This window comes from Saccharothrix syringae, from assembly GCF_009498035.1.
Classification (GTDB): Bacteria; Actinomycetota; Actinomycetes; order Mycobacteriales; family Pseudonocardiaceae; genus Actinosynnema; species Actinosynnema syringae.
Genome location: NZ_CP034550.1, coordinates 7238970 through 7261216 on the forward strand (window position 1 = coordinate 7238970; position 22247 = coordinate 7261216).

Below are 22247 nucleotides of genomic sequence, written 5' to 3' on the forward strand. Positions count from 1 at the left end.
CCGCACACCCTAGCGGCCCGGGCGCGCCCGGCGCGGGTGTTCTAGCCGGCGAGTTGCGCCACCGGTGCGAGGGCCGGGTCGTCGCCGAGGATGGCGCGCTGCAACCTGCGCAGCCGGCCGGAGGGGGCCAGCCCGAGCTCCCGGTCGAGCCGGTCGCGCAGCGCGCGGTAGACCTCCAGCGCGCTGCCCTGCCGCCCCGAGCGGTAGAGCGCGAGCATGTGCTGGGCGCAGAAGTTCTCGTGCAGCGGGTGCTGCGCGGTCAGCAGCGCCAGGTCCCCGAGCACGGCGTGGTGCCTGCCCAGGCGCAGGTCGGCCTCCAGCTGCGCCTCCAGGGTGCCCAGCCTGCTCTCCTCCAGCCTGGTGACCTCCACGGCCAGCCGCGTGCCCGCGCGCACGTCGGCGAGCACCGGGCCGCGCCACACCGCCAGCGCCGCGCGCAGCAGGGTGGACGCCGACTCCAGCTCACCCGCCGCCAGCGCGCGCTGCCCCTGGTCGACCAGCCGCTCGTACTCGGTGGCGTCGAGCCGGCCGCCGCGCGTGTCGAGCAGGTAGCCGCCGTAGCGGGTGACGAGCACGTCCTTGGCCGCGGCGGCGCCCGCCGCCTCGATGCGCCGGCGGATCTGGAGCACGTAGGTCTGCAACGTCGTCAGGGCGCTGCGCGGTGGCGTGGTGCCCCACAGCTCCTCGACCAGGGCGGGCACGGTGACCACGTGGCCGGCCTGGAGCCCGAGCAGCGCCAGGAGCTGGCGCGGCTTGGCCGCGCTCGGCGCGATGGACACGCCGTTCTCCCGGACCTCCAGCGGCCCTAATACGTCGATGTCCATCCCAGTCTCCCCAGTCGAGTGCGGCCGGCGCCTTTTTCGCGCACCGCTAGTTCAACCGAGCGGGCCGGGGTGCCGCCACGTACCCGCCCACCAGTTCGGGGTGACGACCCAATACCGGCGGAGGTGAAATCTTCACGTGTTGTCGGCCGACACGTGGCGTAGTTGACCGGGTGCCGTTGGTAGCAATGCCGGCGCATCGCGGGACCGCCCCAGGAAATAGGCACAACCCATCCCGGTGATAGCAAATTCGTATGGGTCGGGAGGTCGGTCGGTCGACGACCGCAAATACCTCGGACCACGAGAGGTGAGGTGGAAAACCCACCGACTGATCGCCTAACCCGTGAACGGCTAGAGCCAACCCGCCTTGCGCGCGATCCGCACCGCGTCGACGCGGTTGCGGGCCTCCAGCTTCACGGTGACGGTGGTGAGGTAGTTCCGGATGGTGCCGACCGACAGGTAGAGGGTGCCCGCGATCTCCATCGCGTCCGCGCCGTCCGCGGCGAGCCGCAGGACCTCCAGCTCACGCGGGGTCAGCGGGCACTCGTCGGAGTCCCAGGCGGACAGCGCGAGCTGGGAGTCGATGACCCGGCGCCCCACCGAGACGCCCCTGATGGCGTCGGCCAGCTCGTTGATCGGCGCGTCCTTGAGGATGAACCCGTTGACCCGCGCGGACAGGGCGCGTCGCAGGGTGCCGGGTCTGCCCAGGCTGGTGAGCATCAGCGTCCTGGTGGCCGGCGCCACTTCGTGGATCCGCACCGCCGCGGAAAGGCCGTCCATTCCCGGCAGGTCGATATCCAGCACGGCCACGTCGGGCTCGTTGCGCTCCACCGCCGGAATGATTTCGTCGCCGTTCTCGACGGAGGCGACGACCTCCATGTCCGGCTCCATGTTCAACAGGGCGACCAAGGCACCTCGGACCATTCGCACGTCCTCGGCCAGGAGCACCCTGATCATTGTTCCCCCTACGGGTCGTTCAAAGAGCCCGAGTCTTTCACCCGACGACCGGACCTGCAATGCCGTTGCACCGGATGCGGCGGGCGCTGCGCCGAACGGGTTCGACACCGCCTCGGCACGGTGGGTTGCGACCCGGTTACGGGATGTACGGGGAGTTCGTCGCTTGACCCTTCAAGAGCGCACTGAGAGTAGTTGCACCTACTTTCGTCGGATGGAGATCCTGCGCCCTTTCCGCGAACGAATCGAGAGCCTGGACGAGCAGATCGCCGCACTGATCGCGGACCGGCTCCGGGTGTGCTCGGAGGTCGCCCTGGTGAAGAAGTCCGAGGGGATCCCGATGATGCAGCCGGACCGCGTCGCGGCCGTGCGCTCCGCCTACGCCGAGCGCGGCCGGGCCCTGGGCGTGTCGCCCGGCTTCATGTCCGAGCTGGCGTCGTTGCTGATCAGCGAGGCGTGCCGGCTGGAGGACGAGATCATCGACGGGGCGGGCTGAGAGCACTTCGAGGTGCGCTCAAGTGCCGTTCCACCCCGCGCTGGAACAGTCCGGCGTGACAAACGATCCGCCGGGTTCGTCATTCACCCGAATGGTATGACGCGGGGGCAACATGCGCACGGAACACGCTCCTGACAACGATAACGACGTTTTCTTCAGCATCCTGGGTCCGTTGCAGGTGACCATCGCCGACCGCGTGGTCCAGCTCGCGAAGAACCGGCAGCTGACCGTGCTGGCGGTGTTGCTGACCGAGGCCAACAAGGTGGTCTCGGTCAACCGCATCATCGACGCCGTGTGGGGCGACGCCCCGCCGGTGACCGCGGACAAGCAGATCCAGACCTGCGTGTGGCGGCTGCGCAGCGCCTTCAAGAAGGCGGGCGGCGACGGCCTCATCGAGACCACCCGGGGCGGCTACCTGCTGCGACTGCCCGACGGCTGCCTGGACACCCAGCTGTTCGAGCGCGCCATGCTGCGCGGGCGCGAGTGCGCCGAGGACGGCGACCTGGCCGGGGCGGTCGAGCAGTACCGGGCCGCGCTGGCGCTGTTCCGGGGCAGGCCGCTGGCCGAGCTGGACAGCCCGGCCATCGAGGCGGTCGCCGCCTACTGGACCGAGCGCGAGCTGTCGGTGCTGGAGGAGTGCCTGGACATCGAGCTGGCCATGGGCAGGCACCGCGAGCTGATCAGCGAGCTGCGGCTGCTCGTCGAGGAGCACCCGCTGCGCGAGCAGCTGCGCGGGCGGCTGATGACCGCGCTGTACCTGTCCGACCGCCGCGCCGACGCGCTGGCGGTCTACCGGGCCGGGCGCGCCACGCTGGTCAGCAACCTCGGCCTGGACCCGTGCGCGCGGTTGCAGGACCTGCACCGCCGGATCATCGCCGGCCACCCCGTGTCCTCGCCGCAGCCGCAGCGCGCCCGCTACACCGCGAAGATCCCGGCGCAGCTGCCGCCCGACATCGGCGACTTCACCGGCCGGGCCGACCACCTGGAGTGGCTGGACGCCGAGCTGCGCCGCGAGCGTGCCGGCGGCGTGCCCATCATCGCCCTGGTCGGCCGCGGCGGCACCGGCAAGTCGGCGCTGGCCGTGCACGCCGCCCACCGGGCGCAGGACCACTTCCCCGACGGCCAGCTCCACGCGGACCTCAAGGGCAGCACCGCCCCCCTGACGCCGCAGGCGGTGCTGGGCAACTTCCTCCAGGCGCTCGGGACGCCGGAGCGCAGCGTGCCCGCCGACCTGGCCAACCAGGCGACGCTGTTCCGCAGCATCACCGCGGGCAAGCGGCTGCTGATCCTGCTCGACGACGCGGCGGACTACGCCCAGGTCGAGCCGCTGCTCCCGGGTGGCGGCGAGAGCGTGGTGCTGTGCACCAGCCAGTCCGGCATGGTCGAGACCCCCGGTGTGACCACGCGCCGCGTCGACGGGCTCGACCAGGCCGACGCGGTGCGGCTGCTGTCCCGGCTGATCGGCGCCGAGCGGGTCGCGCGCGAGCCGGAGAGCTCCCGGGCCGTGGTCGAGCTGTGCGGGCACCTGCCGCTGGCCATCCGCGCGGCGGGCGCCCGGCTGCACAACCGGCCCACCACCCGGCTGGAGCGGTTCGCCGACCACCTCGCCGACGAGGGCAGGCGGATGGCCGAGCTGACCTACGGCTCGCTCGACACCGGCGCCCGCCTGACCGCGGCCGCCGACCGGGTCTCGCCCGCCGAGCGGCGGCTGTGGCTGGTGCTGGCCACGCTGGAGCTGCCGCACCTGTCGACGTGGGTGGCCGCGGCGGTCGCGGACCTGGCCGAGGGCGAGGCCCAGCGGCTGCTCGACGGGCTCGCCGACCACCAGCTGATCGACGTGGTCGGCGAGAACCGGCTGGGCCGGTCGCACTACGAGTTCCACCCGCTGACCCGCATCCGGGCCCGGCAGCTCGCCGACGACGAGCTGGGGGCGGACGAGTTGGAGGAGGCGCTGGACCGGCTGGTCGAGGTCTTCTCCTGGCTGGACGCGCGGGCCCGCCGCGCGCTCGACCCGCACGCGGTGGGCCAGTCGACCACCCTGCCCGACGGGGTGCTGCGGATCGGCCAGGGGCTGCTGCACGACGTGACGCACCTGGCCGAGCTGTGGCTGGCACACGAGCGGGAGAACCTGCCGTGGCTGCGCGCCCTGGCGGACATCAGGACGGTGCCGCTGCAACTGCCCCACCAGGTGGTGCGGGTGGCGGCGGACCACCACGTGGCGTGATCGGTGACGGGGTGGTGCGTTCCGCTGCCGGATGCGCCACCCCGGTGCCCGCCGACGGGTCAGGTTCTTCGCCGGTGGGACCGGGCCCGCCGGCGGCGAGGTCGCCTGCCACGGCGACTTCGGGCCGTGGAACGTGGTCTGGCGGGACGGGCGGCCGGTCGGGGTCCTCGGCTGGGACTACGCCGAGTGCGTCGGTGGCCGGCCCACCCCGTCCCTCCCGACCGGCGGCGGCGCCTGGAGCTGTTCGCCGGCGCCTACGGCCTGACCTCGGCGGAGGGCCTGGTCGACGCCGTGGTCGCGGTCCGGCTCGACGGGATCGAGCGGGTCCGCGCCGGCCGGCGCGGGGCACCAGCCCCGGGCCGACCGGGTGGCCCGGGGGCACCTCGACCGGCCTGCCGACCGGGCCGCCCGGAGCCGGTCGACCAGGCACCTGTTCGAACACGCCCGAGCGGACCGGCCATCGGCCGCCGCGGGTGTGGCACTCTGTTCCGGCTGCCCGTGCGCGGCGAGCACGGCGGTCTGCGTCGGACGCGTGCTGAACGGGCACGTCAGTTGGCGGGACCGGCACGGCGAGCGCGCGTACCGGCCCGGGGACTCCTACGTCGCCGCCCAGCCGGACACGCTGCGCCGGGCGATCGCGTTCATCGAGTCCAACGCGCACCGCGACATCTCCGTGGCCGACATCGCCGCCGCCGGCTTCGTGACGGTGCGCGCGGTGCAACCGGCCTTCCGGCGCCACCTCGGCACCACCCCGATGGCCCACCTGCGGTGGGGGTTCTCCCAGCCGTCCTGCTTCGCCGCCCACTACTCCGGATCAAGATCCCGTGGTGCGCCGGTAGGGCCGGTGGAACCCGGGTGTGGCGCGTTGTGGTCCGACCGATGCCGAGTGGGCGTTGATCGAGCCGCACGTGTCGGTGGCGGTCACGGGGCCGTTGCCGCGGCGGGTGCCGGCCGGGCTCGGGGCGCGGGGTGAGCGGCAGGATCCACGCCGCGGTCGACGCCGCCGGGTTGGCGTTCGTGCTCACCCCCGGCCCGCCCGCGGACAGGGCGTACTCCTCCCAGGCCAACCGGGCCTACCCACGTTGCCGCCGGATCACGGCGGTGATCCCGGAGAAGGCCGACCAGCGGGCCAACCGGAAGAAGGGCTCCGCGGGAGGACGGCCGGTCTCGTTGGATCCCGCGCGCTACCGGCGGCGCAACACCGTCGAACGCTGCTTCCAGCAGATCAGGACATGGCACGGCCTGGCCACCCGCTACGACAAGACACCGCAAAGCCACGAGGCCGGACCGCACCTGCGAGGAGCGATCACGTGGCTGAAGACCCCGACCTCAACCACATGATCCCAATCCCGAACAGCCTCCAGCGCGGGGGTCTCCGGTACCGCGGCTCCGCCCGGTCGCCGAACCGCGGACCGGAGACCCCACCGCTTCCGGCCACCTCACCTCCGGCGCACGGCTAGGCCGCGCCGGTCAGCTCCGCCGCCAGCCGCTCCAGCGCGTCCCGCAGCACGTCGATCGCCGTGGCGTACTCGACCAGGTCGATGTGCTCGCGGTCGGTGTGGTCCAGGCTCGAATCACCCGGCCCGTAGACCGCCATCGGCACCCGCCACCGCGGCTCGACGATGTTCAGGTCCGCCGTCCCGGTCTTGAGCTTCAGCCTCGGCCGCGCGCCGCGGGCGCGGATGCCGGCGCACAGGGCCCGCACCACCGCTCCCCCGGTGTCCACGCGCGTGGCCGGCGTGCGGTCCTCGATCTTCAGCACGCCGTCGCCCGCCGCCACGGCCAGGAAGCGCTCGAACGCGTCCAGGTCGAACCCGGGCGGCGTGCGGACCGAGATGGTCAGCGCGGCCGACTCGATCGTGCCGCCCATCCCCACCAGCGTCGCGATGGGCCGCTCGAACGCCTTCTCGCTGGTCGACACCTCCTCGCAGTAGCCGGTGACCGCGTTCCAGAACGCCACCCCGGCCTCGGTGGCCTTCTCCTCGGGGCTCGCCGTGTGCACCGAGGGCCTGCTGACGTCGTACTGGAGCATGACCCGGCCCTTGTAGCCGATGCCGACGCCGGCCCACCCGTTGGGCTCGCCGACGAACCCCGCGTCCGGCCGGAACGTCTCGGCCAGGTGCGTCGCGCCGCGGCCGAACGTCTCCTCCTCCACCACCCCGGCGACGACCAGCTGCACACCGCTGACCCGCGCGGCCGCGGCCGCGCAGATCATGGTGGCCAGCGGGCCCTTCGCGTCGACCGTGCCCCGGCCGTGCAGGAGGGTGCCCTCCTGCCGCACCGGGAGCTGGTCCGGGACGGTGTCCATGTGGCCGATGAGGATGATGGTCGGCCCGGACGGGTCGCCGCGCCTGCCGATGACGTTGCCGACCTCGTCGATGTGGCTGTCGAAGCCGAAGTCGGGCAGCACCTCGGCCAGGTAGGCGGCCAGGGCCGCCTCACCGCCCGAGGGCGACGGGATGTCCACCATCTGCCTGAGCAGGGTCTCCGGCGTGGTCATGCGGCTCCTCCGACGAACGTCGTTCCGGTGCCCGCGCGGGCGGCGAGCACGGGTGATGGACCCCGGCCGTCGGCGAGGACGACGTGCGGCACGCCCGCCAGCCGGGCCTCGCCCGCGCTGCGCAGCTTCACCTTCATCCGCCCGCCCGCCAGCTCCAGGTGCGCGGTCAGGTCGTCGCACGGCACCTCGGCCACGAGGCTGGACGGGTCGTCCGGGTCGCGCAGCAGCCCGGGCACGTTGGACAGCACGATGAGCCAGTCCGCGTCGAGCGCCACCGCGAGCCGGGCCGCGAAGCGGTCCGCGTCCACGTTGAGCGGCCCGACCTCGGGGTCCAGCGCGGGCGGCGACACGACCGGGGTGTAGCCGCCCGCCAGCAGCGTGCGCACCAGGTGCGGGTCCACCGAGGTGATCCGCCCGGACAGGTCGTCGCGCACGACCCGCGGCTCGCCGTCGAGCACCACCCGGGCGGGCGGGGTGCGGCGCGCGGTGACCAGGCCGCCGTCGACGCCGGACAGGCCCACCGCCCGCACGCCCAGCCGCAGCAGCTCGACCACCAGCGGCGGCTTGACCCGGCCGAGCATGCCCAGGGTGAGCGCGTCCAGCGCGGCCGCGTCGGTGTAGCGGCTGCGCCTGCCGTCGCGCGCGGTCAGGTAGCGGGGCGGGCGGCCCAGCTCGCGCGCGACCCGGTCGGACTCGGCCCCGCCGCCGTGCACGACGACGACGGAGCTGCCCTGCCCGACCAGCGCGGCGATGTCGGCGCACGCCCGGGACATGTCGTCGCCGAGCGAACCGCCGACCTTGATCACGTAGCGCTCGGGCTCAGACCGGGTGGAGCCCGGCGAAGGAGAGCCCGGCCGACTCGTCCCAGCCGGAGGCGATGTTGAGGCACTGGACGGCATTGCCCGCACCCCCCTTCACCAGGTTGTCGATCGCGGCCACCACCACGAGGTGGTCGCCCGCGGCGTTGAGCGCGAACCCGATGTCGCAGAAGTTGGTGCCGCTGAGGATCTTCGGCTCGGGCAGGCGGTGCAGCGCGGAGCGCTCCCGGACCAGCCGGATGAACGGCTCGTCGCGGTAGGCGGCGCGGAAGACCGCCCACAGCTCCCGCTCGGTGATCGGGCGGGAGGGCGTGACGTGGCAGGCCACCTGCACGCCCCGCACGGCCTCGATCGCGGTCACCGACATCCGCACGGGCACGCCGCACGCCTGCTGGATCTCGGCGATGTGCCGGTGCCCGTGCGGCTTGGCCATCCGCAGCGCGCCGCTGCGCTCCGGGTGGTGGCTGCCCTCGTCGGGCGTGCGGCCGCCGCCGCTGGACCCGGTCCGGGCGTCGACCAGCACCGGGCCGTCGACCAGGCCCGCCGCGGCCAGCGGGTGCAGGGCGAGGATCGCGGCGTTGGCCATGCAGCCGGCCACCGCGATGTGCTTGGCCCCGCGCAGCGCGTCGCGGTTCAGCTCTGGGATGCCGGTCCGGAAGCGCGACAGCCACATCGGGTCCGGCGCCGGACCCGGGTAGTAGCGCTCGCGCAGCTCGTGGTCGGCCAGCCGGAAGTCCGCGCTGAGGTCGACCACCACGGGTGCCAGCGCCGCCCAGCGGTCGATGGACTTCATCGACGCGCCGTGCGGCATGGCGAGGAACACGACGTCGCACGCCTCGACCTCGTCGTCGGTCACGTAGGTCAGGTCGGTCTGGTCGCGCAGGTTCGGGTGCACCGAGCGCAGCGGTCGCCCCCGGTGGCGGGTCGAGGTGACCTGGGCCAGCTCGACCTCCGGGTGCCCGAGCAGCAGCCGGACGACCTCGCCGCCGATGTACCCGCCGCCGCCGACCACCGACGCCCTTGCCCTGCCGGTCTTCATCCGGACAGCACCTCCTCGACGTGCGCCACGATGAGATCCGCGATGTCCACCTCGGCCACCGCGGCCAGGCCGTGGAACTCCATGGTGTGGTTGACCTCCGTGACCAGCAGTTCCCCGGTGGAGCGCTCGATCAGGTCGACGGCGAGCATGCCGCCGCCGACCGCCTGCGCCGCCTGGAGCGAGAGCTTGACCAGGTCGGGGTCCAGCGGGCACGGCTCGGTGGTCGCGCCGCGCGCGGTGTTGGTGATCCAGTGCTCCGAGCGCCGGTAGACCGCGGCCACCACCTCGTCGCCGAGCACGATCGCCCGGATGTCCCGGCCCGGCTTGTCGATCAGCTCCTGGACGTAGAACACCGAGTGCGCGGGCGACTTCATGGCCTGCTTGTGCTCGACCAGCGTCTCGGCCGCGTCCCGGTCGTTGACCTTCGACAGCAGCCGGCCCCAGGACCCGACGGTGGGTTTGACCACCGCCGGGTACCCGATGGTCTCGATGGCCCGCAGCGCCGCGTCCGGCGTGATCGCGACGACCGTGCGCGGTGTCGGCACACCGGCCCGGACGAGCGCCAGCGACGTCAGGACCTTGTCGCCGCAGGTCTCGATGACCTGGCTGGAGTTGACCACCCGGAGACCCGCGGCCTCGAACAGCCGAGCGGCGTACACGCTGCGCGTGTGCGACATGATCCGGTTGAACACCCCGCGGTAGCGCGCCTCCGGCCCGATCTCCAGGTCGGTGACCAGGGTGCGGTCGTCGACGGCCTGGTAGGGGATGCCGCGCCGCTCCAGCGCGGAGAAGATCATCCGCTCTTCGAGGCGGACGCGGGTCGTCAGGACGGCCAGCACCGCTACTCCCCGAAGTCTTCCTCGATCTCGGGCGCCAGCGCGAACTCGACCGGGTCGACCCCGATGAGTTCGAGCTCGACCTTGCAGGCCGGGCACACGACGATCGAGGTGACGCGCAGGCCGTCGGGGACCGGTACCGCCTCGGCGCAGTCGGGGCAGGTGCTCGCGGTTGCGGTTGTCATGACCCACTTCTCCTTTCGACACTTCGTCCACAGTGGATGTTCACGCGTGGACGTCCAACTCCGAGCGGCCGCGCACCACGGCTCTGGCGGCGGCGACGACGTGCTCCGGGGAGACCCCGGCGGCCTTGAGCTGCTCGCGGTGGGAGCCGGGGCGGGAGCAGAACGCATCCGCCGCGCCGACCCGGAGCACCCTGGTCGGGTAGTGCGCGGCGGTCGCCTCCGCGACCGCGCCGCCCAGCCCGCCGAGCACGGAGTGGTCCTCGACGGTCACGATGCCCGCCGTGGTGGCCGCCGCGCGCACCAGTGCCGGCACGTCCAGCGGCTTGATGGTGTGCATGTTCAGCACGGTCGCCCCGATGCCGAGCGCGGCCAGCCGCTCGGCCGCCTCGACCGCGAACAGCACCGGGTAGGACCCGGCGGCCACGATCGTGACGTCGCCGCCGGAGCGCAGCTCGACCGCGCGGCCCACGGTGAACTCCGCCTCACCGGAGTAGACGGGGTCGGTCTCGGCGCGGCCGATCCGGATGTAGACCGGTCCCGGCAGGTACGCCGCGGCCCGGACCATGCGGGCGGTCTCGGCCGCGTCGGCCGGGGTCATCACGGTCATGCCGGGCAGGGCCCGCATGGCCGCCAGGTCCTGCTGCGCGTGGTGCGTCGGCCCCAGGTGGGCGGCCGAGAACCCCGAGTGCGTGGCCACGATGCGCACCGGCAGCGAGTGGTAGGCGATGTCGACCTTGACCTGCTCCAACGCCCTGGCCGAGGCGAAGGCGGCCATGGTGTTGACGAACGGCAGCACGCCGGTGCTCGCCAGCGCCGCGCCGACCGACATCAGGTTGGCCTCGGCGATGCCCAGGTCGACGTACTGGTCGGGCAGCTCGGTCTCGAACAGCTTCTCCAGCCCGCCGGTGTCCGAGTCGACGCACCAGATCCGGCTGTCCGCGCGCGCCAGCTCCAGCAGCGTCTCGCGGTAGGCGGCGCGGTCGGACGCCGGCGCCGCCGCGACCGCGGGCCCGCTCATGCCGCCGCCCGCAGGGCCGCCAGCGCCCGTTCGTAGGCGGCCTGGCTGAGCTTGGCGAAGTGACCCTGCTTGCGGTGCTCCAGGTGCCGGACGCCGCGGCCCTTGACGGTGTCGGCGATCAGCACGGTGGGGCGCCCCGAGCCGGGCGCGGACCGCAGGGCCGGCACCAGCTCCGCGAAGTCGTGACCGTCCACGGTGGACGCGTTCCAGCCGAACGCGCGCCACTTGTCGGTCAGCGGCTCCAACGCCATCCGGTCCTCGGTGGACCCGTTGATCTGGAGGCGGTTGCGGTCGACCACGGCGGTCAGGTTGTCCAGGCCGAAGTGGGCGGCCGACATCGCCGCCTCCCACACCGAGCCCTCCTGGAGCTCGCCGTCGCCGAGCAGCACGTAGACCCGGTTGGGGCGCAGCGCCCGCCGCGCGGCCAGGGCCAGGCCGACGCCGAGCGACAGGCCGTGGCCCAGCGACCCGGTGGCGAACTCGACCCCGGGCACGGCGAGCGTCGGGTGGGCCATCAGCCTGCTGCCGGGCCTGCCGTACCCGGCCAGCTCGGCGGTCGGCAGGAAGCCCCGCTCGGCCAGCGTCGCGTACAGCGCGGCGCCGGCGTGCCCCTTGCTGAGCAGGAAGTGGTCGCGACCGCTCCACCTCGGCTCGTCCGGGCGCACCCGCAGGACGTCGAAGTACAGCGCGACCAGGATGTCCGCCGCCGAGAGCGAACCGCCGACGTGCGTGCCGATCGGCGTGGCGCCGAGCGCCAGCACGTGCTCCCGCACGGCCAGCGCCCTCCCCTCCAGCTCGACCAGGTCGACGTCGACGCCGACGAGCGCGTCGGCGGTCTGCACGGTCACGCGACACCCGCCGCGGTGGGCTCGTAGCCGGGGACCGCCGTCCACGGCGGCTGGTAGTCCAGCGAGCGGGCGAAGCGGCCCACCACGTCCAGGTGCTGCCAGACCCGCTCGAACGCGTCGGCGTACTCGTCCAGCGCGGGGCCCGCGTCCGGGTTGAGGTGCATGCGGCGCAGGCACAGCGAGTCCTCGATGACCTGGCAGGTGACCGGGTAGTCGGCCAGGTCGTAGCGCTGCGGGTTGGTGCCCGGCAGCGACCACGGGTAGCCCTGGCCGTAGGCGTCCTGCTTCTGGAACACGGGCTGGCCGGGCAGCGGGATGATCTGGTAGTGGGTCAGCGGCACGCCCTCGGCCAGCAGCGCGCGGCGCAGCGCCTGGCGGAAGCGGCCCGCGGTGACGCCCGGCAGGCCGGCGGCCTCGGGGTCGAAGCGGAAGCGCAGCATGTGCCACATGTGGGTGCGGTCGGCGGGCACGGTGGGGATCACGATGCCGGGCAGCTGGGCCAGCCGGTCGAGGAAGACCGGGATGTTGTGGTCGCGCTTGGCCTGGTAGTCCCAGAAGCTGGCGAGCTGGGCGCGGGTGAACGCGGCGAGCACCGAGCTGAGCTTGAGGTTCGAGCCCCGGGTCGCCGAGACGTACAGGCGCTCCTCGGTGCTCAGGTCCTCGCCGAGGATGCGCAGGCTGCGGATGCGCTCGGCGACCTCCTCGTCGTCGGTGGTGACCAGGCCGCCCTCGCCGCAGGTCGGGATGCTCTTCTCGACGTTGAGGCTCCAGCAGGCGACGTTGCCCAGCGACCCGATCCGCTCGCCGCGGTAGGTGCCGCCCTGCGCCTGCACGGCGTCCTCGACGACCAGCAGGTCGTACTTGCGCGCCAGCGCCCGGATCTCGTCCATGTCGGCGGGCAGGCCGCCGAGGTGGACGGGCACGATCGCCCTGGTCCGGTTGGTGATCTTCTCCTCGATCTTGGTGACGTCGATGTTGAAGGTGACCGGGTCGATGTCGACGAAGACCGGGATCGCGAGCTGGTAGAGCGGCGCCATGGCGGTGGCCACGTAGCTCAGGGCCGGGACGATGACCTCGTCGCCGGGCTGGATGCCCAGCGCGGTGAGGGCGAGTTCCAACGCGACCGTGCCGCTGTTCACCGCGACGGCGTGGCGGGTGCCGCAGAACTCCGCCCACTCGCTTTCCAGGCCGTGGATCTCCGGCTCGTTCTTGGCGCCGACGGTGAATTTCCGGTGGTCCAGGACCCGCAGCACGGCCTCGCGCTCGGCGTCGGTCACCACCGGCCACTCCAGCCGTCGGTACTCCGGCCGCACCGCGGGTTTGCCGCCGAACATCGCCAGCTCCGCCTTCATATCTCTTCCTCTCACCACGAACGGGCGACGATGCGTTCCGCGTCGCGCCGGGGATTTTTTCGAAGAGTCGTCCAGTGGCGCTGTGGGCGCCGGTCCTCGGTCGACGATAAATTTCCGCGCTCTCGTCGCGGTATCAGTGGCGAATTACCTCGCCGCGTTTTCCGGCGGCGCGGGTGGTTATGCTGGGGTCGTGGCTCGGGGAGGACCGCTGCGCGCGGACGCGGCGCGCAACCGCGAACGGGTGCTGGAGGCGGCCCGGGAGCGGCTGGCCGCCGGGGACGACTCGCTCCAGCTCAACGCCATCGCCAAGCTCGCCGGGGTCGGCGTCGGCACGGTGTACCGGCACTTCCCCACCCGGCACGCCCTGCTGGAAGCCCTGGTGACGGAGCGCTTCCGGTCCTTGGTGGACCGGGCGCGGGCGGCGGCCGGGGACGACGACCCGGCGCGCGGGCTGCGCTCCCTGCTGCGGTTCGCGCTCGACCTGGTGACGGCGGACGCCGGGTTCGCGGCCGTGCTGGAGTCGGCCGACCGCGCCGAGGGCGCGGCCGCGGCGCTGAAGTCCGAGCTGGACGGTGCCGTGACGCGGCTGCTCGACCGGGCGCGCGAGGTCGGCGCCATCCGGTCGGACCTCGACGCCGACGACGTGCGGCGCCTGGTGTGCGGCGTGCAGCACGCCGTGGGCGCCGGCGGTGATGCCGGGTTGTACCTGGACGTCCTCCTCGGCGGCCTGCGACCGCGCTGACCCCTGCCTCCGGGCGCACTCGCGGCCCCCTCGCGCCGCATTAACCGGATAGCTATCCACTTCTGCTACGGTGGCACCAAGCGGATAGGTATCCGGTTACTGGACGGAGTGGGCAGTGGTGCGCAGGGCAGTGGTCACGGCGGGGACGGCGGGCATCGGGTTGGAGACGGCGGTGGGGCTGGCCGCGGCCGGTTTCCAGGTCACCGTGGTGGGGCGGGACGCCGGGCGCGGTGCCCGCGCGGTCGAGCGGATCGACGGCGCGGCACCGGCGCACCGGGCCCGGTTCCTGGCCGCCGACCTGGCCTCGCTGGGCGCGGTGCGCGCGCTGGCCGGGCGGATCGCGGCCGAGGGGCCGCCGGCCGTGCTGGTCAACAACGTCGGGGCGATGTTCCCCGACCGGCTGGACTCGGTCGACGGCATCGAGGCGAGCTTCGCGGTCAACCACCTCTCGCCGTACCTGCTCACCGAGCTGCTGCTGCCCATGCTGGTGGACGGCGCGCCGAGCCGGGTGGTGAACGTGACCTCGGGCTCGATCCGGACGGCCAAGCGGGTGTTCGACGCGGTCGAGCCGCCCGGTGGCTACTACGGCTTCCACTGGTACGGCCGCGCCAAGCTCGCCAACCTGGCCTACACCCTCGACCTGGCCCGGCGGCTCGACGGCACCGGCGTCTCGGTGTTCGCGGCGGACCCCGGCGGTGCCGCGACGGACATGACCGACGGCACCATGCGCGACCCCCGGATCGTGTCGCCGGGCCTGCGCCTGCTCTGGCCGCTGGTCCGGCGGGTGTTCGACCGCGCCACCTCCGGTCCCGCGTCGGTGGCGGCCAAGCCGTCGGTCTTCGCCGCCACCGACGCGTCGCTGGAGGGCCGGACCGGGGTGGTCGTCGGTCCGGCGGCCAGGCCCGTGCCGCCGTTCGGCCCGGCCACCGATCCCCGGGTGGCCGCGGCCGTGCTGCGGTTGAGCCGGGAGCTGGCGCCGGTCGACGAGCCGGCCCGGTGACCTAGTACATCGCCGGCGGGTTCGGGTCGATCCGCACGTGCACCAGCCGGGGCTCGTCGGCGGCCAGCGCGTCGGCCAGCGCGTCCTTCAGCCCGGCCGGGTCGGTGACGGCCCGGGCCGCGCACCCCATCCCCTCCGCGAGCGCGACGAAGTCGAGCCCGCCGAGGTCGACCCCGGGCAGGTTGCGCCCGCCCGCGGCCGCGCCGAGGGTGTGCACGGCCGAGTAGCGCGAGTTGTCCAGGATGACGAACGCGACCGCCGCCCGTTCCCGCACCGCCGTCCACAGCGCCTGGATGCCGTACATCGACGAGCCGTCGCCGATCACGGCGACCACCTTGCGGTCCGGTCGCGCCAGGGCCGCGCCCACCGCGGCCGGCAGGCCGTAGCCGAGGGCGCCGCTGGCCGTGGTGAGGAAGCCGGTGTCGGTCGCGGTGATCGGCAGGTGGTCGTGCAGCAGCGAGCGGTGGCTGGGGGTCTCCTCCACCACGATCGCGTCGTCCGGCACCAGTTCCGCCAGCAGCGAGTACACCTGGCCGGCGGAGATCGGGTTCGTCTCGGCGGGGCGGGGCGGTCGGGGGCGCGGCACCGGCAGCGGGCGGTCGACCCGGCGCACCCGCCCGGTCAGCGCGGTCAGGGCGAGCTTCGCGGTGGCCCGCAGGCCGACGCCGTGGCGCGCCCTGGCCAGCACGCCGTCGTCGTCGCTGATCAGGAACAGCGGCGGCAGCGGGAGGTCGGACTCGCCGCGGTAGACGTGGTAGGTGAACGCGGGTGCGCCCAGCACCACCACCAGGTCGTGCTCGGCCAGGGCGGCGGCGGTGGCGCGCCGCTCCGGGTTGAGGAAACCGCGGAACAGGGGGTGGTCCTCGGGGAACGAGCAGCGCGCGGACACCCCGCTCGCCCACACGCCCGCGCCGATCCGCTCGGCCAGCGCGACCAGCTCGGGCACCGCGCCGTCCTCGTCGACCGCGGGTCCGGCCACGATGCCGGGCCGCTGGGCCACGTCGAGCGCCGTGACCAGCTCGTCGAGCACCCGCGGGTCCGGTGCGAAACCGGGCACCCGCGGCCGCACCGGGACCGGCGGGCCGGCCTCGGCGTCCCAGTCGTCGGCGGGCACGGACACGAACACCGGGCCCTGCGGCGCCTGGGTGGCCATGTAGTAGGCCCGCGCGATGGCGGCCGGCACGTCCTGCGCGCGGGCCGGTTCGCAGCTCCACTTCACGTAGGGCTTGGGGAAGTCGACCGCGTCGGTGGCACCCAGGAACGGGTCGTCCGGCAGCAGCGAGCGCACCTGCTGCCCGGCCAGCACGATCATCGGGGTCCGGTTGCGGTGGGCGGTGAACACGTGCCCGAGGCCGTGCCCCAGGCCGCCCGCCGAGTGCAGGTTCACCAGCACGGGCCGGCGCGCGGCGTGCGCGTAGCCGTCGGCCATGGCCACCACGGCGGACTCCTGCAACCCCAGCACGTACCGGAAGTCGTCCGGCCAGTCGGTGAGGAAGGCGACCTCGGTGGTGCCGGGGTTGCCGAACACCGTGGTCAACCCCAACGCGCGGAGCAGGTCCCTGGTGGCGTCGCGAACCGTTCGACCCTGCTCGACGGCGGTGTCCTCGTCCATGTCCCCTCATCCCTCGTCCCGCGGCAGCGCGAACAGCCGCGCGCACCGGTCGCGCAGGCCCGGCGCCTGCCCGTCGAGGCGGTCCTCGATCCGGCCGAGCAGGTCCGCGAAGCCCGCGCGGTCACCGACCGACGCGAGCTTGTCCAGCGCCAGCAACCCCTCCGCCAGCGCGGCGCGCGCGGCCGACGCGTAGGGGTTGGCGGCCTGGATGTCCCAGTAAACATCAGGGTTGCCGCCGCTGATCCGGGCCGTCATGGCCAACGCGGTCAGGTGCGGCGGCGGCGCGAGCCCGACCAGCTCGGCCGGGTCGCCGCCCTGGTCGACGTGGTCCGCGACGACGGTGCCGAACGCCAGCAGCGCGGCGTGCGTCGCGACCTGGAGCACCGCGGTGGTCCGGTCGTGCGCGTCGGCCGACAGCTCCACCACCTCGGCGCCCGCGGCGGCGACCAGGTCCAGCAGCTCGGCGGTGCGCGGGCCGTCGACCACGCGGATCGCGGCCACCGGGTTGCCCGCGAAGCCGAGCGCCGGGGCGAACATCGGGTTGAGCCCGCACACCTCGGCACCGCGCTCCTCGGCCAGCGCGGTGAAGTCGCGGCAGGCGCCGCGCTGCACGGACAGCGTCTGCGCCAGCAGCGCGCCCGGCCGGACCGCGCCGGCGCAGGCCGCGGCGGCCTCCACGGCGACGTGCTCGGGCAGCGCGTGGACCACGATGTCGGCCGCCCGGATCGCGTCCAGCACGGCCGCGGTGGGTGTGCGGGCGTCACCGACGACGGAGTCGACCCCCGCCGCGGACGCCGGTCGGAGGTCGACCGACACCACCGGGCCCCGGCTCAGGCACAGGCGCGCGAACAGACCGCCCACGCCGCCGGCCCCGCCGACCACCACCGTGCGCTTCATGGCGTCCCCCTCATGGCGTCCTCGCGATCGCAGCCAACTCGTCCGCCCCGAGGACCACCAGGTCCACCTGGTCCGCGATGTCCGGGGCCCGCAGCGCGAGCCACCGCCGCAACCGCGGTGCCAGCCGGTCCGGGGTGGGCGGGGTCGGCCGGGCGGGCACGCCGGAGCGTTCGAGCACCGCGTCGAAGTGGTACTCGGCGCCGGTCAGCGGGGCCGCGAAGGTCACCTCGTAGCCGTGGTCGGCGCCGATGGCCTCGACCTCCCGCCAGTCCACGCCGTGCCCGTAGCCGTAGCGGACGGCGCCGGGGTGCGGCACGTCCGCGCGCCGGGCCAGGGCGGTGTCGACGACACCCGCGAGCGGGATGCCGACCAGCCGGACCCGCTCCACGCAGTGCACGGCCAGCAGCCGCGCCAGGTGCTCGGGCGACTGCACCTCCCGGTTCCAGCGCAGCATCGGCGTCCGGTGGCCCGCGCCCGCCCGGCGCAGCACCACGTCGAAGTCGCCGGTGAGGTCCAGGGCCGGGTAGGCGTGGGCCTCCACGCCGGGCCCGACGGCCAGGTTGCGCAGCAGCGCGGGCGGTGACCACCCGGCGGCGCCCGGCGTGGTGCCGGCCCGGCTCGCCAGGCGCTCCACCCTCGGGTCGCGCAGGTTCGCCACGAGCACCGCGCCGGGGTCGCCGGCCAGCCGGAGCCAGCCGACGACCGCGGACCGCACGTCCACCGTGGACAGCGAGGGCGCGGCCAAGTCGACCAGGACCAGGTCGTACCGGTCCGGCGCGGCCAGCAGGTCGCCCAGCGACGAGATGGCGCGCACGGTCATCCGCCGCCGCAGGTCGGGGCGGCGGGTGAGCACGTCGCACACCCTCGGCAGCGAGGGGTCGACCAGCCGGTAGGCGGTGCACTGCGCGGACAGCGAGGCGGGCAGCTCGACGTCGCCGATGCCGATCTGCAGCACCCGCCGCGGTGCCAGCCGGCCCGCCCGGTCCAGCAGCTGGGCGATGCGCGGCGGTCGCGCCGGGAGGGCGGCCGGCGCGCTGCGGGGCACGACGACCGCGACCGTGCGGTCGGCCTGCCGGACGACGGCGACCCGGGCCACCAGCGGGTGCGCCTCCAGCGCGGTGCGCAGCTCCACGGCGGTGGTGTGGGGGTCGACGGCGGGATCGGGTGCACCGGGCACGACGAGGTCGGGTGCGGCGGGATCGGGTGCCGCGGGATCGGCTGCGGCGGGATCGGGTCCGGCGGCGGGCCGGGAGTCGAGGACCGTCATGGTGTCGCCACCGGGTCCAGCTCGAAGCTCCGCAGCGCCTGCGCGTCGAGCTTGCCGCTGGGGCTGCGCGGCAGCTCGGGCAGCACCACGAACCGGTCCGGGTGCATGTAGGCCGGCAGCAGCCGGGCCACCTCGCCGCGCAGGTCGCCGTCGGTGAGCCCGGCGTCCGGGGAGGCCACGAACGCGAGCACCTGGTCCACGCCGTTGGGCGCGGTCCGCACCGTGACCGCGCAGTCCGCGACCGACCGGTGCCTGCGCACCGCGGCCTCGATCTCGCCCAGCTCGACCCGGAACCCGCGCAGCTTCACCTGGTTGTCGACCCGGCCGGTGATGTGCAGCTCGCCCTCGACCGACCACAGGCCCCGGTCGCCGGTGCGGTAGAGCCGGTCGCCCGGCGCGCCGAACGGGTCGGGCAGGAACCGCTCGGCCGTGGTGGCGGGCCTGCGGTGGTAGCCGCGGGCCACGGCCGGGCCGCCGATCCAGATCTCCCCCGGCAGGCCGGGCGGCACGGGGCGCAGCCTGCCGTCCAGGACGTGCACGCGGTAGTTGGGCAGCGGGCCGCCGATCGGGATCTTCGCGCCGGTCGCGTCGGGCAGGCCGCAGCCGTGCGCGGTGGCCCACACCGCGCACTCGGTGGGCCCGTAGTCGTTGAGCAGCACCGCTTCCGGGCAGTCGAACAGGTGCCAGGCGACCAGCTTGGGCGGCATCGGCTCGCCACCGACGGACACCAGCCGCAGCTGCTCCAGCCCCTCGCCGCCGGCGGCCTGCAGGACCAGGCCGTAGTGCGAGGGCACCGAGTGGACGTGCGTGACCCGGGTGCGCAGCAGCAACGCGCGCAGCGCCAGCAGGTCGTGCGCCTCGACCTCGGTCGGCAGCACGACGGTGCCGCCGCCGGTGAGCGTCCAGTACAGGCCGCCCGCGGCGCCGTCGAAGCACAGCGGCATGGTCACCAGGTCGCGTTCGGGCGGCGGTCCGCCGACGCCGCGGGCGTGCGTGGAGACCACGATCGCCCGGTGGCTGACCGCGACGCCCTTGGGCACGCCGGTCGAGCCGGAGGTGTAGATCAGGTAGGCGAGGTCGGCCGGGTCGACCGCGACCCCGGGGTCGTGCTCCGGCTGCCCGGCGCAGTCGTCGGGCGAGATCACGGGCACGGGCGCGTCGAACGGCCGGTGCGCGACCACGGCGCGCGCGCCGGAGTCGGCGAGCACGTGCCGGATGCGCTCGGCCGGGTAGGACGGCTCGACCGGCACGTACGCGGCGCCGGACTTGAGCACGCCCAGCATCGACGCGATGGAGCCGGCGGCGCGGTCGGCGAGCACGGCCACCAGGTCGTCGGCGCCGATGCCCGACGCGCGCAGGCGGTGCGCGATCCGGTTGGCGCGGGCGTTCAGCTCGCCGTAGGTCAGGCGGTCCTCGCCGCAGACGACCGCGACGGCGTCGGGCGTGGCGGCGGCGTGGCGTTCGACGAGGGTGTGCAGGCAGGTGTCCTCGACGGCCTGCTCCTGCCCCCGCGACCACGCGGCCACCGCGTCGCGCTCGTCGGCGGTGAGGGCGAGGACGTCGTGCACGGCGCGGTCGGCGGTGAGGTCGGCCAGCACCGCGACGAGCCGGTTGGCGGCCAGGAACACCGCCCGGGTGTCGAACAGCCCGGCGTCGTGGTCGATGCGCAGCTCGCCGGCGGCGGTGAGCGCGATGGCGAGTTCGTGGGTGGCGCGGCCGTCGGAGACGTGCACCGGCGTGACCGTGCACGACCCGATGGCCTCGGGTTCGGTGTCGTCGTGGCAGGAGACGGCCACGGTGGCGCCGAGGCCGGGCGGCACGGGCGTTGCGTGGTCGAGGGCCCGCTGGACTTCGCGGACCAGGTCCATCGCGTAGGCCCGCTCGTCGACGCGCACCGGCACCAGCACCGGGTCGGGCGCCGACACCACGAGGTCCACGTCCGGGGTGCCCCGGTAGCGCGCCAGCAGCACGGCGACGGCGGCGGCCAGCACGGCCGGCGCGGACACGCCCGCCGCGGCCGCGAAGCCGGTCACCGGGGCGCACGGCCGGACCAGCGTGCCCGCCGAGCCGGACGCCCGTCCCCCGCCGCGCAGGGCCGCGGGCAGCTCCACGGCGGGGATCGCCGAGGTGGCGCGCTGCTCGGGCACGCCGGGGTGTTCGGGTGCGTCGGGGTCGAGCACCAGCGACAGCACCGCACGGGGGTCGGCACCGCCCCTGGTGACCACGACGGCGAGGTAGCGGCGGGGCGCGAGCTTGGCCAGGGTGACCCGCGCCGGGGTGGCCGGGTCGGCCTTGGCCGCCTCGACCTCGGCGCGGACCAGCTCACCCCAGCAGGCCGCCGACCGGTCCTCGCCCGCGAACGAGTACCCGCCCTCGACGCGGGACAGGTCGTACGAGGTCAGGTGCGGTGACGGGTGGGCCGCGGCGAGTCGCCGCCGGGCCCGCGCGAGGTCGGGCTCGCCCGACACCAGCCAGGCGCGGTCGGTCAGGTGCGTCGGGTCGGGCACTGCTCTCCTCCTCCGTCGTGGCTCCGGCGGGGTCCCGGGGTGGCGCGGGCGCGCCACCCCGGGACTCCGGTCAGAGCAGGATCCGCTCGTGGGCGGCCGCGCGGTAGCGCCGGGACCGGCGCAGGTCGCGCGTGACGATGACCTTCTTCAGCCACCGGTCGGTGCCGTCGTACCGGGCGCTGAACTCGCTCCGGCCGTGCACGGCCTTGTAGTTGTCGACCACGAGCAGGTCGCCCGCGCCCAGCGCGACCTCGGTGAGGTTCGCGTCGAGCGCCGCCACCAGCACGGCCAGGGCCTCCGCCGCCTCGGGGTCACCGGGGCGGGCCGCCATGAACGCCGGGTCGATGCGCAGGTACGGCGCGTCGGGGTGGCCGAACAGGACGGCGCTGGGTTCGGGGTCGTCCTTCATGCGCTGGATGTCGTGCACCCGGTCGGTGCCCGCCACCAGGACCCGGGCGCGGTTGACGTGCTCGTTGTCGGGTCGGATGAGGAACCGGCGCTGGGCCAGCACCTCCCGGTGGTGTGGTTCCAGGTCCACCGAGTCGATGCTCGCGACGGTCGTGGGCACGGCGTCGTGGTTGCGGACGCCCAGCAGCAGGAGGTAGTCGCACCGGTGCGGGTGGAAGCCGTCCTCGGTGTGCCACTCCAGCTTCACGGTGCCGTGGCCGCTCTGCTCCCGCTGCTCGCCGGGCATCGGGACCACGTTGTGCAGCAGCCTGCCGTCCTGGAGCGTCGACCACCCGAAGATGTCGCCGAGCAGGCTGCCCACCAGCACCAGGTACACCTCGTGCGCGGTGAGGGCGGCGGCCCGCTCCGGGGCGGGCGACTCGCGCCAGTCCAGCGGGGTCGGGCCGATCTCGGCGTCGTCCACCCGCATCCCGCGCACCACCAGGGCGGCGGTGGGCTCGCGCAGCCGGAACTCGCGCAGCTCCTCGACCAGGGCCTGGGGGAAGCGCTGGGCCAGGCCCGCCGCCGCGGCCAGCAGCGACGGCGAGGTGCTGGAGCCGTAGTCGGCGGCGATGTTGCGGGTGAGGGTGTCGACGTCCTTGGCGTCGACGGAGGACAGGTCCAGGTAGCGGACGGTGTCCGGTCGGGTTGGCGTGGGTGTTCCCGTCATGGCGTGCCTTCCTC

The 22247-nt window shown here is 74.3% G+C and carries 22 protein-coding genes; 7 read left to right on the forward strand and 15 right to left on the reverse strand.

Translation table 11 applies throughout. From position 1 onward, the window contains the following. Positions 1–41: 41 nt before the first annotated feature. Entirely contained in the window at positions 42–824 is a 783-nt protein-coding gene (locus tag EKG83_RS30635; protein ID WP_033432005.1) for an AfsR/SARP family transcriptional regulator, read from the reverse strand. 348 nt (positions 825–1172) lie between these two features. Continuing rightward, complete coding sequence (locus tag EKG83_RS30640) at positions 1173–1778, reverse strand: response regulator transcription factor (RefSeq protein ID WP_033432006.1); 606 nt, start codon at positions 1776–1778, stop codon at positions 1173–1175. 211 nt (positions 1779–1989) lie between these two features. Here EKG83_RS30640 and EKG83_RS30645 point away from each other — a divergent pair, with 211 nt between their 5' ends. The 5 genes from EKG83_RS30645 (at position 1990) to EKG83_RS30665 (ending at position 5836) form a co-directional block, all read left to right on the forward strand. Continuing rightward, positions 1990–2271 carry a chorismate mutase gene (locus tag EKG83_RS30645; protein ID WP_033432007.1) on the forward strand — a complete coding sequence of 94 codons (282 nt, stop codon included), beginning with the start codon at positions 1990–1992 and terminating at the stop codon, positions 2269–2271. A 178-nt stretch (positions 2272–2449) separates the two neighbouring features. Then, on the forward strand, positions 2450–4495 hold the full coding sequence (locus tag EKG83_RS30650) for an AfsR/SARP family transcriptional regulator (RefSeq protein WP_228122956.1): 2046 nt from the start codon (positions 2450–2452) through the stop codon (positions 4493–4495). A gap of 31 nt (positions 4496–4526) precedes the next feature. Continuing rightward, positions 4527–4760, forward strand: a complete 234-nt coding sequence (locus EKG83_RS30655; protein ID WP_033432008.1) for a phosphotransferase — start codon at positions 4527–4529, stop codon at positions 4758–4760. Between the two features lie 267 nt (positions 4761–5027). Further along, the gene (locus EKG83_RS48480; RefSeq protein WP_211269144.1) at positions 5028–5468 is read left to right on the forward strand and encodes a helix-turn-helix transcriptional regulator; all 441 of its coding nucleotides are present in this window, start codon (positions 5028–5030) and stop codon (positions 5466–5468) included. Next, complete coding sequence (locus EKG83_RS30665; protein ID WP_084716601.1) at positions 5465–5836, forward strand: transposase; 372 nt, start codon at positions 5465–5467, stop codon at positions 5834–5836. The genes EKG83_RS48480 and EKG83_RS30665 overlap by 4 nt, the downstream gene beginning before the upstream one ends. A 115-nt stretch (positions 5837–5951) precedes the next feature. Here the strand turns inward: EKG83_RS30665 and EKG83_RS30670 are convergent, their stop codons facing one another. From EKG83_RS30670 to EKG83_RS30705, 8 genes are read right to left on the reverse strand one after another with little or no spacing between them, the layout of a single operon-like run. After that, a complete protein-coding gene (locus EKG83_RS30670) occupies positions 5952–6995 on the reverse strand; it encodes a M20/M25/M40 family metallo-hydrolase (protein ID WP_033432009.1) in 1044 nt (347 codons plus the stop codon). Then, on the reverse strand, positions 6992–7801 hold the full coding sequence (locus EKG83_RS30675; RefSeq protein ID WP_033432010.1) for a [LysW]-aminoadipate kinase: 810 nt from the start codon (positions 7799–7801) through the stop codon (positions 6992–6994). Before EKG83_RS30675 ends, EKG83_RS30670 begins: the two co-directional genes overlap by 4 nt. Before the next feature lie 13 nt (positions 7802–7814). Next, positions 7815–8852: an N-acetyl-gamma-glutamyl-phosphate reductase gene (argC, locus tag EKG83_RS30680; protein WP_033432011.1), complete on the reverse strand. Its 1038-nt coding sequence runs from the start codon at positions 8850–8852 to the stop codon at positions 7815–7817. Next, the gene (lysX, locus tag EKG83_RS30685) at positions 8849–9691 is read right to left on the reverse strand and encodes a lysine biosynthesis protein LysX (protein WP_033432012.1); all 843 of its coding nucleotides are present in this window, start codon (positions 9689–9691) and stop codon (positions 8849–8851) included. The genes argC and lysX overlap by 4 nt, the downstream gene beginning before the upstream one ends. Before the next feature lie 2 nt (positions 9692–9693). After that, positions 9694–9873, reverse strand: coding sequence for a lysine biosynthesis protein LysW (locus tag EKG83_RS30690; RefSeq protein WP_033432013.1), 180 nt, complete (start codon positions 9871–9873; stop codon positions 9694–9696). A 40-nt stretch (positions 9874–9913) separates the two neighbouring features. Then, entirely contained in the window at positions 9914–10891 is a 978-nt protein-coding gene (locus EKG83_RS30695) for a transketolase family protein (RefSeq protein WP_051766174.1), read from the reverse strand. Further along, positions 10888–11739, reverse strand: coding sequence for a transketolase (locus tag EKG83_RS30700; protein WP_228122282.1), 852 nt, complete (start codon positions 11737–11739; stop codon positions 10888–10890). Before EKG83_RS30700 ends, EKG83_RS30695 begins: the two co-directional genes overlap by 4 nt. After that, positions 11736–13091, reverse strand: coding sequence for a DegT/DnrJ/EryC1/StrS family aminotransferase (locus tag EKG83_RS30705; protein WP_033432014.1), 1356 nt, complete (start codon positions 13089–13091; stop codon positions 11736–11738). Before EKG83_RS30705 ends, EKG83_RS30700 begins: the two co-directional genes overlap by 4 nt. Positions 13092–13281: 190 nt before the next feature. Here EKG83_RS30705 and EKG83_RS30710 point away from each other — a divergent pair, with 190 nt between their 5' ends. Together EKG83_RS30710 and EKG83_RS30715 are read left to right on the forward strand one after the other, a co-directional pair. Further along, the gene (locus EKG83_RS30710; RefSeq protein WP_051766175.1) at positions 13282–13833 is read left to right on the forward strand and encodes a TetR/AcrR family transcriptional regulator; all 552 of its coding nucleotides are present in this window, start codon (positions 13282–13284) and stop codon (positions 13831–13833) included. 115 nt (positions 13834–13948) lie between these two features. After that, positions 13949–14833, forward strand: coding sequence for an SDR family NAD(P)-dependent oxidoreductase (locus tag EKG83_RS30715; RefSeq protein WP_211269145.1), 885 nt, complete (start codon positions 13949–13951; stop codon positions 14831–14833). 1 nt (position 14834) lies between these two features. On the opposite strand, the gene mdlC is transcribed toward EKG83_RS30715, so the two are convergent. The 5 genes from mdlC to gntD all read right to left on the reverse strand — a co-directional run bounded on the left by mdlC (position 14835) and on the right by gntD (position 22233). Beyond that, on the reverse strand, positions 14835–16445 hold the full coding sequence (gene mdlC, locus EKG83_RS30720) for a benzoylformate decarboxylase (RefSeq protein WP_033432016.1): 1611 nt from the start codon (positions 16443–16445) through the stop codon (positions 14835–14837). A gap of 6 nt (positions 16446–16451) precedes the next feature. After that, positions 16452–17342, reverse strand: coding sequence for a prephenate dehydrogenase dimerization domain-containing protein (locus tag EKG83_RS30725; RefSeq protein ID WP_033432017.1), 891 nt, complete (start codon positions 17340–17342; stop codon positions 16452–16454). Positions 17343–17352: 10 nt separating this feature from the next. Beyond that, the gene (locus EKG83_RS30730; protein WP_033432018.1) at positions 17353–18609 is read right to left on the reverse strand and encodes a hypothetical protein; all 1257 of its coding nucleotides are present in this window, start codon (positions 18607–18609) and stop codon (positions 17353–17355) included. After that, positions 18606–21116 (reverse strand): amino acid adenylation domain-containing protein, encoded by a 2511-nt coding sequence (locus tag EKG83_RS30735; protein ID WP_051766176.1) that lies wholly within the window; start codon positions 21114–21116, stop codon positions 18606–18608. The genes EKG83_RS30730 and EKG83_RS30735 overlap by 4 nt, the downstream gene beginning before the upstream one ends. A gap of 70 nt (positions 21117–21186) precedes the next feature. Then, on the reverse strand, positions 21187–22233 hold the full coding sequence (gene gntD, locus EKG83_RS30740; protein ID WP_063741360.1) for a guanitoxin biosynthesis L-enduracididine beta-hydroxylase GntD: 1047 nt from the start codon (positions 22231–22233) through the stop codon (positions 21187–21189). Positions 22234–22247 lie beyond the last annotated feature (14 nt).

Coding starts and splice junctions, on each gene's coding strand:
- EKG83_RS30670 (WP_033432009.1), bottom strand. CDS start 6,995: ATGACCACGCCGGAGACCCTGCTCAGGCAGATGGTGGACATCCCGTCG.
- EKG83_RS30640 (WP_033432006.1), bottom strand. CDS start 1,778: ATGATCAGGGTGCTCCTGGCCGAGGACGTGCGAATGGTCCGAGGTGCC.
- gntD (WP_063741360.1), bottom strand. CDS start 22,233: ATGACGGGAACACCCACGCCAACCCGACCGGACACCGTCCGCTACCTG.
- EKG83_RS30695 (WP_051766174.1), bottom strand. CDS start 10,891: ATGAGCGGGCCCGCGGTCGCGGCGGCGCCGGCGTCCGACCGCGCCGCC.
- EKG83_RS30730 (WP_033432018.1), bottom strand. CDS start 18,609: ATGACGGTCCTCGACTCCCGGCCCGCCGCCGGACCCGATCCCGCCGCA.
- EKG83_RS30705 (WP_033432014.1), bottom strand. CDS start 13,091: ATGAAGGCGGAGCTGGCGATGTTCGGCGGCAAACCCGCGGTGCGGCCG.
- EKG83_RS30635 (WP_033432005.1), bottom strand. CDS start 824: ATGGACATCGACGTATTAGGGCCGCTGGAGGTCCGGGAGAACGGCGTG.
- EKG83_RS30690 (WP_033432013.1), bottom strand. CDS start 9,873: ATGACAACCGCAACCGCGAGCACCTGCCCCGACTGCGCCGAGGCGGTA.
- EKG83_RS30645 (WP_033432007.1), top strand. CDS start 1,990: ATGGAGATCCTGCGCCCTTTCCGCGAACGAATCGAGAGCCTGGACGAG.
- EKG83_RS30725 (WP_033432017.1), bottom strand. CDS start 17,342: ATGAAGCGCACGGTGGTGGTCGGCGGGGCCGGCGGCGTGGGCGGTCTG.
- EKG83_RS30655 (WP_033432008.1), top strand. CDS start 4,527: ATGCGCCACCCCGGTGCCCGCCGACGGGTCAGGTTCTTCGCCGGTGGG.
- argC (WP_033432011.1), bottom strand. CDS start 8,852: ATGAAGACCGGCAGGGCAAGGGCGTCGGTGGTCGGCGGCGGCGGGTAC.
- mdlC (WP_033432016.1), bottom strand. CDS start 16,445: ATGGACGAGGACACCGCCGTCGAGCAGGGTCGAACGGTTCGCGACGCC.